11 protein-coding genes are annotated in these 9944 nt (G+C 65.3%); 8 read left to right on the top strand and 3 right to left on the bottom strand.

Annotated features, from left to right (window positions below):
• Positions 1-108: 108 nt before the first annotated feature.
• From ACN0X7_RS02375 to ACN0X7_RS02355, 5 genes are all read left to right on the top strand, one after another.
• Positions 109-567 carry a PaaI family thioesterase gene (locus ACN0X7_RS02375; RefSeq protein WP_417513695.1) on the top strand — a complete coding sequence of 153 codons (459 nt, stop codon included), beginning with the start codon at positions 109-111 and terminating at the stop codon, positions 565-567.
• Positions 568-594: 27 nt separating this feature from the next.
• Positions 595-1797, top strand: a complete 1203-nt coding sequence (locus tag ACN0X7_RS02370; RefSeq protein WP_417513693.1) for an MFS transporter — start codon at positions 595-597, stop codon at positions 1795-1797.
• A gap of 32 nt (positions 1798-1829) precedes the next feature.
• Complete coding sequence (locus ACN0X7_RS02365) at positions 1830-3293, top strand: cobyric acid synthase (protein ID WP_417513691.1); 1464 nt, start codon at positions 1830-1832, stop codon at positions 3291-3293.
• A gap of 27 nt (positions 3294-3320) precedes the next feature.
• Positions 3321-4340, top strand: a complete 1020-nt coding sequence (locus tag ACN0X7_RS02360) for a glutathione S-transferase (protein WP_417513689.1) — start codon at positions 3321-3323, stop codon at positions 4338-4340.
• Between the two features lie 248 nt (positions 4341-4588).
• On the top strand, positions 4589-5146 hold the full coding sequence (locus ACN0X7_RS02355) for a PAS domain-containing protein (RefSeq protein WP_417513687.1): 558 nt from the start codon (positions 4589-4591) through the stop codon (positions 5144-5146).
• 9 nt (positions 5147-5155) lie between these two features.
• Here the strand turns inward: ACN0X7_RS02355 and ACN0X7_RS02350 are convergent, their stop codons facing one another.
• The 3 genes from ACN0X7_RS02350 to ACN0X7_RS02340 form a co-directional block, all read right to left on the bottom strand.
• Positions 5156-6085 carry a DnaJ C-terminal domain-containing protein gene (locus ACN0X7_RS02350; RefSeq protein ID WP_417513685.1) on the bottom strand — a complete coding sequence of 310 codons (930 nt, stop codon included), beginning with the start codon at positions 6083-6085 and terminating at the stop codon, positions 5156-5158.
• Positions 6086-6165: 80 nt separating this feature from the next.
• Positions 6166-6843 carry a tetratricopeptide repeat protein gene (locus ACN0X7_RS02345; RefSeq protein ID WP_417513683.1) on the bottom strand — a complete coding sequence of 226 codons (678 nt, stop codon included), beginning with the start codon at positions 6841-6843 and terminating at the stop codon, positions 6166-6168.
• Complete coding sequence (locus ACN0X7_RS02340; RefSeq protein WP_417513681.1) at positions 6840-7304, bottom strand: RT0821/Lpp0805 family surface protein; 465 nt, start codon at positions 7302-7304, stop codon at positions 6840-6842. The genes ACN0X7_RS02345 and ACN0X7_RS02340 overlap by 4 nt, the downstream gene beginning before the upstream one ends.
• A 158-nt stretch (positions 7305-7462) precedes the next feature.
• Here ACN0X7_RS02340 and pdxH point away from each other — a divergent pair, with 158 nt between their 5' ends.
• From pdxH to ACN0X7_RS02325, 3 genes are read left to right on the top strand one after another with little or no spacing between them, the layout of a single operon-like run.
• Positions 7463-8047: a pyridoxamine 5'-phosphate oxidase gene (gene pdxH / locus ACN0X7_RS02335; protein ID WP_417513679.1), complete on the top strand. Its 585-nt coding sequence runs from the start codon at positions 7463-7465 to the stop codon at positions 8045-8047.
• Entirely contained in the window at positions 8047-9021 is a 975-nt protein-coding gene (locus tag ACN0X7_RS02330) for a cation diffusion facilitator family transporter (RefSeq protein ID WP_417513677.1), read from the top strand. Before pdxH ends, ACN0X7_RS02330 begins: the two co-directional genes overlap by 1 nt.
• Before the next feature lie 14 nt (positions 9022-9035).
• Complete coding sequence (locus ACN0X7_RS02325) at positions 9036-9776, top strand: SDR family NAD(P)-dependent oxidoreductase (RefSeq protein WP_417513675.1); 741 nt, start codon at positions 9036-9038, stop codon at positions 9774-9776.
• Positions 9777-9944: the final 168 nt, after the last annotated feature.

Raw genomic sequence — 9944 nt, 5'->3', positions numbered from 1 at the left:
AACGCAACTCGCACAGGTAGTTGCCATTCTTGAAAACAGTCTGAATGGTTCCATTCAGACTGTTTCCGCCCTAGTTCATGGGCTCACAGCAAAGGCAGGACAGGCCTCATGACCGAGCAGACCGCGCCCTCCGGGCTTGACATCATCCAGGCCGGGCTGAAGACGGGCCAGAACATCGCGGCCATCGGCGAGACGATGGATTTCACGCTGACCGAGGCCGCGTTCGGCAAGGCCGTCTTCACCGGACATCCCGGCGCCAGGCATCTGAATCCGCAGGGCATCGTGCATGGCGGCTACGCGGCAACCCTGCTGGATTCCGCCGTGGGCATCAGCATCTTCACGGCGCTGCCCCCCGGCAAGACCTTCACCACGCTGGAACTGAAGGTCAATTACACCCGCGCCCTGCCGCAGGACGGGTCAGCGGTCACCGCGACGGGCGAGATCATCCATGTCGGGCGCACGACGGCGACGGCGGAAGGGCGCATCCACGACACGGAAGGCCGGTTGCTGGCGTTTGCGACGACAACCTGCCTTGTGCTGGACATTCCGTCCCGGCGCGGCACATAAGATCGTCGGACTTCGAGGGGACAGGACATGGCAGGCACATCCGTACGGCCACTCTGGCTGATCATCATGGCAGCGACGCTGATCGTGTTCATCGGCATGGGCTTCCGCGGCGTCTATGGCCTGTTCCTGGAACCGATCTCGTCACAGATGGGGTGGGGCCGCGAGATCTTCGCCATGACCTTCGCGCTGCAGAACATCTTCTGGGGGGTGACCCAGCCGTTCGCGGGCGGGCTGGCCGACAAGTACGGCTCGGGCCGGGTGATGGCGCTGGGCGCGCTGATCTATGGCACCGGCATCCTTTTGATGACGCAGGCCGACACGCCGATGCTGATGCATCTGACCGGCGGTATCATGATCGGCATCGGGCAGGGCCTCGCCTCCCAGAGCATCGCCATGGCGACCGTCGCACGGCATGCCCCTGTCCACCGCCGCACCTTGGCCATGGCCGTGGTCACCATGGGCGGCTCGGCGGGCATGCTGGTGTTCTCGCCGCTGGCGGCAACCGTGATCGGCGACTACGGCTATGTCTTCACCCTGTTCATGTTCGCGATCCTCGTCGCCTTCGTCATCCCGCTGACGATTCCGCTGGCCGGGCGCCCGGCGCAGCTTGTCGGCAGCGACCAGACCTTCGGGCAGGCGATCCGCGAGGCCAGCGGTCACCGGGGCTACTGGCTGCTGATCAGCGGCTTCTTCGTCTGCGGCTTTCACGTGACCTTCATCGGGCTGCATTTCCCCGCCTATATCGCCGATTCCGGTCTGGATCCCGCGGTCGGCGGTACCGCCCTGGCGATGGTGGGCCTGTTCAACATCGGCGGCACGCTGGCGGCGGGTCTGCTGGGCGACAAATACTCCAAGAAATATCTGCTGAGCTTCCTCTATTTCGCCCGGGCCGCGGCCATCCTGTTCCTGATCCTGACACCCATTTCCGAAGTCACGGTGCTCGTCTTCTCCGGCATGATCGGCCTGCTCTGGCTGTCGACGGTGCCGCTGACGACCGGACTGGTGGGCCAGATCTTCGGACCGCAGTTCCTCGGCATGCTGGCGGGCGTCGTGTTCTTCAGCCATCAGGTCGGATCGTTCCTGGGGGCCTGGCTGGGCGGGGTGCTGTTCGAGAGCACGGGATCGTATGACGTTGTCTGGTGGATCAGCGTCGGGCTCGGCGTCCTGGCCGGACTGGTGCATTTCCCGATCAACGACAAGCCCGTGGTGCGCAACGCAGTTCCCGCTTGACCCGCCAGAAGGCGGCGTGATCTGAAGCGGGCATGAAAACACCCGCCATCATGCTGCAGGGGACGGGCTCCAGCGTCGGCAAGTCGATGCTGGTCGCCGGGCTGTGCCGCCTGTTCGCGAACCGGGGACTGAACGTCCGGCCCTTCAAGCCGCAGAACATGTCCAACAACGCTGCGGCAACGCCGGACGGCGGCGAGATCGGACGCGCGCAGGCCACCCAGGCGATGGCCTGCCGCGTGCCCGCTTCGGTGCACATGAACCCCGTTCTGCTGAAGCCCGAGACCGATATCGGCAGTCAGGTGATCGTGCAGGGCAGGCGGCTGACCACGGCCCGCGCCCGCGACTATGCGAAGCTGAAACCGCAATTGCTGGACAGCGTGCTCGACAGTTTCCGGCGGATTTCCGCCGAGGCGGATCTGGTCATCGTCGAGGGCGCGGGCAGCACGGCGGAAGTGAACCTGCGGCGGTCGGACATCGCCAACATGGGCTTCGCCGAGGCCGCCGACATGCCGGTGCTGCTGACCGGCGACATCGACCGCGGCGGCGTGATAGCCCAGATCGTCGGCACCCATGTCCTGATTCCCGAGGCCGAACGGCGGCGCATCAGGGGCTTCATCGTCAACCGCTTCCGGGGCGATCCGTCCCTGTTCGAGGAGGGGCGCAATCTGATCGCGGATCGCACCGGCTGGCCTGCCATAGGTGTCGTGCCATGGTTCGCGGACGCCCGGAACCTGCCGGCGGAAGACGCCGTCGAACTGGCCGACCGCTCGTCGCGCAGGCCGGGTGCATACCGGATCGTGGTGCCTGCCTTCAGCCGCATCGCGAACTTCGACGATCTGGACCCGCTGGCGGGGGAACCCGGCGTCGATCTACAGATCGTGCCCGCCGGCCGGCCGCTGCCCGGCGATGCCGACCTGATCCTTCTACCGGGCTGCAAGTCCACGACCGGGGAACTGGCCTTCATCCGCGAACAGGGCTGGGACATCGACATTCTGGCCCACGCGCGGCGCGGCGGCCGGGTGCTGGGCATCTGCGGCGGCTACCAGATGCTCGGGCACACGGTCTCGGACCCCGACGGCATCGAGGGCGCACCCGCGACAGTCCCGGGGCTTGGCCTGCTGGACGTCGCCACGGTGATGGCCGCCGACAAGCGCACGGTGCCCGTAGAGGGCGAACACCTGTCCAGCGGTGAAACGGTCTCGGGCTACGAGATCCACATCGGCCGGACGGAAGGGCCGGATCGGGCGCACGGATGGCTGAGGTTCGGCGAACAGACCGAAGGCGCGGCATCGGTCGATGCCCGGGTGACCGGCACCTATGTCCACGGGCTGTTCACCTCCGACAGCTTCCGGCACGCCTTTCTGGCGGCGCTCGGCACCCGTCCCGACGGCGCATATGCCCATGACCGCACGGTCGATCGGACGCTGGATCGTCTGGCGGCACATCTTGACGCGCATCTCGACATTGACGCCATCACCCGGATTGCGGGACTGTAGCCGGGCAGTGTTTCCGGGGAGGGACCGATGACTGAACCATACCGTATTCTGGGCCAGAACGGTTCGCCCTATTCCGTCAAGATCAGGGCCATCATGCGCTACCGGCGTCTGCCCCATGTCTGGGATCAGCGCAGCGCGCGGGCCGTCAAGGAAGTGGAACACGTCAAGCCCGTGCTGATGCCCATGGTCCGGTTTCCGTCCGATGGCGCCTGGCGCGTCGATTCCACACCCATCGCCATGGAACTGGAACAGGTCCACGAAGAACGCTCCATCCTGCCATCGGATCCGGCGCACCGGTTCATCGCCCACCTGATCGAGGACATGGCCGACGAATGGCTGACCAAGGCCATGTTCCATTATCGCTGGCACTATCAGCACGCCAGCGACTATGCCGCCTACTGGATCGCGTCGGACAACACCCGGTCGGGGGAGGGCGCGATGGCCAAGCGCGCCGAGTTCGCGAAATACATTCAGGACCGCCAGGTCGGGCGCATGCCGCTGGTCGGCTGCACACCAGAGAACAAGACCGTCATCGAGGAGAGCATGGAGCGGATTCTGCACGCGCTGGAAAGCCGGGTGGGATATGAATCCTTCCTGTTCGGCACGCGGCCGTCGATCGCGGATTTCGGCCTGTTCGGACAGTTGAAGACGATCATCGACGATCCCGAGGGGCGCGATGTCGCCGCGCGGGAAGCACCCACCGCCTTCCACTGGATCCGCCACATGGATGACCTTTCCGGCCTGGAGGGCGACTGGTTCGATCAGGACGATCCCCTGCCTGCGGCTGTCACCGCCCTGCTGCGGGTCTGCGGCGACGCCTATCTGCCGTTTCTGATCGCCAACCGCGACGCACTGGATTCCGGTGCGGACGAAATCCGGATGACGATTTTCGGAGAACCCTTTGCACAGGCACCGTTCGCCTATCAGGCGAAGTGCCTCTCAAGGCTGCAGTCGCTGTACCGGCAGGTCCCCGATTCGGGCCGGGCGCGGCTCGACCGGCTGCTGGAGCAGACAAACTGCCTCAAGGCATTGAGAAATGAGATGTAAGGACCGCGTGGCGCATCGTACCGGTCCCTGCTGACTCGAGAACTATCAGGTATTCCGCCCGGTCCGAACTCTCACGAGTATTCAAGTGCACGCCTTTCCACTGTCACCGCCTTGAACATCTGAATCTTCGGAAAACGTCATTAATATAAGTTAAGGCACAGAAAAAGCCGCGCGAACCCTGTTTTATTTCATCAGCTTTGCAGTTATGGTTAATTTTTGCTGAACACATCACGCTGGAAATCACCTGCATGGCTGAATCAGAGCAGCTTCAGACTGGAAACGGTGCGGGATTCGACCTCCCCGCTTCGCTGCCACCATCGCTGGCGCGCCTGTACGCCTGCTGGCGCGCGCTTCCCAGACAATTTGGGAAGATACCGTGCAAGAGCAGCTTCGATCCTGCCGCCCTGCCCCGGTTGTGGCCCTGCATGCTGATGATGCGGGCGCGGCCCGATGCGGACCGGCGCACCAGATACGAAATCAGGTATGCGGGCGAACGCCACGAGACCCGGCTGAGGCGTGCCCTGACGGGGCGGTTCCTGGACGATGTGGTCGAGGAGACCGAGTACCGGCGCATATCACCCGCGCTGGAGAGGATAAGGCGCACCGGGGTGCCGCATCACCGGACCGGCCAGCATCTGGATGACCGGAATTGTCTGGTCGGGTTCGAACGGCTGATGGTGCCCTTGTGCGACGACCAGGGCCGGCCCGACTTCCTGCTGGGTGTCTGGCATTGGCCGGCCGCACACACCGATCATGTGGTACGGCTGCCCAACGGTGCGCACATGATCAGTTCACGGCACATCTGACGGGGCCGGTCAGTCGGTTTTCATTCCGGCGCGCACGTCCATGCTTCCCGCACCCTTCCAGTTCCTCACGAAATCCCGCAGTTCCTGATCGCCGCCATCGGGCAGCACGATCTTCAGCTTCACCAGCTGATCGCCGGGCTGTTCAGCGCCGCGCGGGACGATGCCCTTGCCCTTCAGCCGCAGGGTACGCCCCGAACTGGAACCTTCCGGTACCGACACGGTGACGTCGCCATGGATCGTCGGAGCCTTGATCCTGGCACCCAGAACCGCCTCGGACAGCGAGATCGGCAGTTCGATATGAATATCGCGGCCCCGCCGTTCATAGAGCGGATGCGGACGCACGCTGACTTCAATCAGCGCGTCGCCTGGCGCCGCGCCCTGAACCTGCTCGCCCTGTCCCTTCAGCCGGATCTGCCGGCCGTCTTCCAGGCCGGCGGGGATCCGGACATCCAGCTTCCGGCCATCGGGCAGATTCAGCCGTCGGCTCGCGCCGCGCGCGGCTTCCAGGAAATCCACCTTCAGCGCGTATTTCCGGTCACGGCCTTTGACGGGCTGCCGCGCGTTCCGGAAGTTGCTGAACATGTCGCCGAAGATATCCTCGAACCCGCGCGCGCCGCCGAAGGGATCCTCGCCGCCCGCGCCCGGCCCCGCGCCGGGCTGTCCGGTCGAGCGGTAGAAGCCCTTGGGCGCCCGTTCCTGGCCGTCCGGCCCGATCTCCCCGCGGTCGTAGCGGCCGCGCTGTTCGGTATCGCTCAACAGGCCGTAGGCGGCGGAAACATCCTTGAACCGGTCCGCGGCGGCGGAATCGCCCGGGTGCCGGTCAGGGTGCAGGTCCTTGGCCAGCTTGCGGTAGGCTTTCTTGATGTCATCCTGGGACGCACTGCGACCGACGCCCAGTACTGTGTAAGGGTCTCGCATCATCTCGATTTCATCTGACAATCAACAGTCTGCCCGACGCCAGAGCGGGACAATGGTCCGTCAATAGCGTGTCACAGACCCGACGGCCATACATATGGCGTCTAATCGGCTTTTGAAAAGAGGGGAACCAGCCGGTCCACCAGTCCGGATCCGTCCGGATCCCGCGGCGGAGCGGGTACGGCAACGGTCCGTGTCGGGGTGTCCTGCCGGACATCGTCAACGGCGGGAGCAGCCGGCTGTTCGGGTGCCGTGTCCCTGCGCACGGGCCGCAGAACCGCCAGCCGGTCGATGGACTTCTGATATCCGGACGCCGCCGCGCGCTGATACCAGAACACCGCCGCATGCTGATCCTTCTCCAGGCCGAAACCGTGTTCGTAGAGAACGCCCAGATTGTGCTGCGCTTCGGCGATTCCGCCGTCCGCCGCGATGCGCATGTATTCGGCCGACTTGCGCCGGTCGCGCGGCACGCCGACGCCGCGCAGGTAAAGGTCGGCCAGATTGGCCGCAGCAGGCGCAAACGACTGCTCCGCCGCGCGGCGGAACCAGCTGGCGGCCTCGACCGGATCCTGCGGGACGCCCAGCCCGTTCAGATAGAGCAATCCCAGATTGCGCTGGGCAGCCGGGTCGCCGTTCTCGGCATCCGCCTGCCAGATCCGCGCCGCCTTCGCATGGTCACCCGCCCGGTAGGCGGCCACGCCTTCGCGGAAGTCGGCGTGCGCAAGGCCGGAGAAGACGCTGACCGGCAGCAGTCCCAGCAGCAGAAAAAACGCGAGTCTCATGGCTGTACTTTCCAGGTTCCGTCCGGTTGCTGGCAGGCGATGCCGTCCAGCCGCTCGATCTTACCATCAATCGTGATGTCGTGGGTGAATGCCTTGCAGGTCTGGCCTGTCTGATTGTGCGTGCCCTGCTGGGTCACCTTCACGGCACCGCTGGTCTGGCCTTGGTTGGCCTGCCAGGTGATCTGGTTGCCGACGGGGCCCTTCAGCGCCCTGTTCTGCGCCCGTGCCGCGGCCTGTTTCGAGGCTTTGTCGAGCTGCGAGCCGACATCGCGCCCCACCAGCGCGCCCGTGCGCGAGGCCGCCCCCATGGCGATCTGGCGGCCCAGCCCGCCACCGACCTGAGCACCGACAGCGGTACCCGCGGCCGCACCGGCGATGCTGCCCAGGTCCCGGTACACCGTGTCCGAACTGCAGGCGGTCACCGCCAGACCCAGAACCAGTCCCAAAACGCACCTGATCATGATGAACTCCGACCTTGTGGACAGCACACGTGCACGCGACGCAAGCATCGCGCCGCCCCCTGGGCGACGGCACCTGCGATCCTTGCACCTGTGGCACTGGGTGTCATGGCAAACGCGCCGGCACGCGTTATGTTTGGCGCATTGATACGGAGTCCGACATGACCGAGCCAACCGATCCCATCGCGCACTTCCAGTCCTGGCTGGCGGAGGCCACAGAATCCGAACCGAACGATGCGAATGCCATGTCCGTCGCGACCGTCGGCCCGGACGGCATGCCCAGCGTACGCATGGTGCTGCTGAAGGGTGTCGATGATGCCGGGTTCGTCTTCTATACGAACTACGAAAGCCAGAAGGGCGCGGAACTTCTGGCGCATCCGAAGGCGGCGCTCTGCTTTCACTGGAAATCGCTGCGCCGCCAGGTGCGCGTCGAGGGCGATGTCGAACAGGTCAGCGCCGAAGAGGCCGACGCCTATTACAACTCGCGCCCGCGCGACAGCCGCATCGGGGCCTGGGCATCCGACCAGAGCCGACCGATGAAAGGCCGCTTCGAGCTGGAGAAACAGGTGGCGAAATATGCCGCGAAATACGCCATCGGTGAGGTGCCGCGACCGCCACATTGGTCGGGCTTCCGGATCGTACCCAGCCGCATCGAATTCTGGCGCGACCGGCCGTTCCGGCTTCATGAACGCCTGAATTTCCGGCGCGACGGCGCGGGCTGGTCCACCGAGACGCTCTATCCCTGATGGCCGCGCGGCGACTCACATCAGGCGGCTGGATGCGGCTCGCCACCATCGCCTCGGTGCTGACGGCGGCGACGATGGTGGCCATGAAGACCGTCGCCTTCTTCCTGACCGGATCGACCGCCCTGCTGGGCTCCCTGCTGGATTCGATCCTGGACATGACCGCCTCGGTCGTGAACCTGTTCGCCGTCCGCTACAGCCTGACCGACGCCGACGAGGAACACCGGTTCGGCCACGGCAAGGCCGAATCGCTGGGGGCTCTGGCGCAGGCGGCGCTGATCGCCGGATCCGCCGTCTTCCTCGCGTGGGAAAGCGTGGCGCAGTTTGCCGCCCCCGAACCGGTCACCGCCACCGACATCGGCATCATCGTCATCGCGATTTCCATCGTGCTGACCCTCGGACTGGTGATGTTCCAGAAGTTCGTGGTCGCGCGGTCGAACTCGGTCGCGATCAGCGCCGACCTGCTGCATTACTCCGGCGATCTGGCGATGAACGCGGGCGTCATTCTGGCGCTGGTGCTGTCGGGCATGTTCGACCTGCACATCGCCGATCCGGTGATCGGCCTGCTGATCGCGCTGTGGCTGCTGCGGGGGGCGGTGAAGATCGCGTTCTCGTCCTTCGACCAGCTGATGGACCGCGAACTGCCCGAGGACGAGCGCACCCGCATCCAGGCAGCGGCGCTGGCCATCGACGATGTCCGCGCCGTCCACGATCTGCGCACGCGCCAGTCCGGCCTGTCGGTCTTCGTGCAGGTGCATGTCGAACTGGATGGCGACATGTCGCTTTACCGTGCGCACGTGATTGCCGACATGGTGGAGATGGAGATCCAGCAGATCCACCCCGGCGCCGAGGTGTTCGTGCATCTGGACCCGGCCGGCGCGGAAGATCTGGAGAAAGTCGACGACCGCGTTACATATGCCGAGATCACCTCGGCACCGGACCCGGCAGATGACGACTCCAACAATGCAATCGCGTGAGGTAATGTCGGCGCATGACTGACAGCGGCAAGACACTCATCCTGACCGGCGCATCGCGCGGGATCGGCCATGCCACCGTGAAGCGCTTCGGCGCCGCGGGCTGGCGCATCATCACCGTGTCCCGGCACCCGTTTTCCGAGGACTGCCCCTGGGAGCACGGCGAGGACGACCATGTGCAACTGGACCTGTCGAAGGCGGAAACCATCCAGCAGGGCATCGCGACGCTGAAATCCAAGCTGCCGGAAGGCCGCCTGGACGCACTGATCAACAACGCCGGGATTTCGCCGAAGGGCCCGAACGGCGAACGGCTCAACACCTTCAACACCGAACCGGACGACTGGTACTCGGTGTTCAACGTCAACCTGTTCGCACCGGTCTGGCTGGCGCGCGGCCTGTTCGACGAACTGAAGGCCGCCAAGGGTGCCGTGGTCAATGTCACCTCGATCGCCGGCAGCCGGGTGCATCCGTTTGCCGGCTCGGCCTATGGCACGTCCAAGGCCGCACTGGCGGGCCTGACCCGCGAGATGGCCGCCGACTTCGGACCGCACGGCGTGCGTGTGAACGCCATCGCACCGGGCGAGATCGACACGGCGATCCTGTCGCCCGGCACCGACAAGCTGGTCGAGGAAGATATTCCGCTGCACCGTCTCGGACGCCCCGAGGAAGTCGCCTCGACGATCTATTTCCTCTGCTCGCCCCAGGCCAGCTACGTCACCGGCGCCGAAGTTCACATCAATGGCGGCCAGCACGTCTGACGGCTGACGGCAACGCGTCTGGAGCGTTCCAGCATCTGATTGAGATGGCCAATCGCACGGGGTGTCACCCCCGCCGCCGTGCGGGGGCGACGGGCGGCTCAGCGAACGCCGCGATTCAGCAAGGCCCCCGGATAAACCGGGGGTGACAATCCGGGAATCGGCGATTCA

It is taken from the genome of Minwuia sp., assembly GCF_048263705.1.
Classification (GTDB): Bacteria; Pseudomonadota; Alphaproteobacteria; order Minwuiales; family Minwuiaceae; genus Minwuia.
This window is presented reverse-complemented; position numbering and strand designations above follow the sequence as displayed.

Bases quoted from the DNA above. Each gene is read 5' to 3' on its own strand.
- ACN0X7_RS02375 (WP_417513695.1), top strand. From the start codon at position 109: ATGACCGAGCAGACCGCGCCCTCCGGGCTTGACATCATCCAGGCCGGG.
- ACN0X7_RS02370 (WP_417513693.1), top strand. From the start codon at position 595: ATGGCAGGCACATCCGTACGGCCACTCTGGCTGATCATCATGGCAGCG.
- ACN0X7_RS02365 (WP_417513691.1), top strand. From the start codon at position 1,830: ATGAAAACACCCGCCATCATGCTGCAGGGGACGGGCTCCAGCGTCGGC.
- ACN0X7_RS02360 (WP_417513689.1), top strand. From the start codon at position 3,321: ATGACTGAACCATACCGTATTCTGGGCCAGAACGGTTCGCCCTATTCC.
- ACN0X7_RS02355 (WP_417513687.1), top strand. From the start codon at position 4,589: ATGGCTGAATCAGAGCAGCTTCAGACTGGAAACGGTGCGGGATTCGAC.
- ACN0X7_RS02345 (WP_417513683.1), bottom strand. From the start codon at position 6,843: ATGAGACTCGCGTTTTTTCTGCTGCTGGGACTGCTGCCGGTCAGCGTC.
- ACN0X7_RS02340 (WP_417513681.1), bottom strand. From the start codon at position 7,304: ATGATCAGGTGCGTTTTGGGACTGGTTCTGGGTCTGGCGGTGACCGCC.
- pdxH (WP_417513679.1), top strand. From the start codon at position 7,463: ATGACCGAGCCAACCGATCCCATCGCGCACTTCCAGTCCTGGCTGGCG.
- ACN0X7_RS02330 (WP_417513677.1), top strand. From the start codon at position 8,047: ATGGCCGCGCGGCGACTCACATCAGGCGGCTGGATGCGGCTCGCCACC.
- ACN0X7_RS02325 (WP_417513675.1), top strand. From the start codon at position 9,036: ATGACTGACAGCGGCAAGACACTCATCCTGACCGGCGCATCGCGCGGG.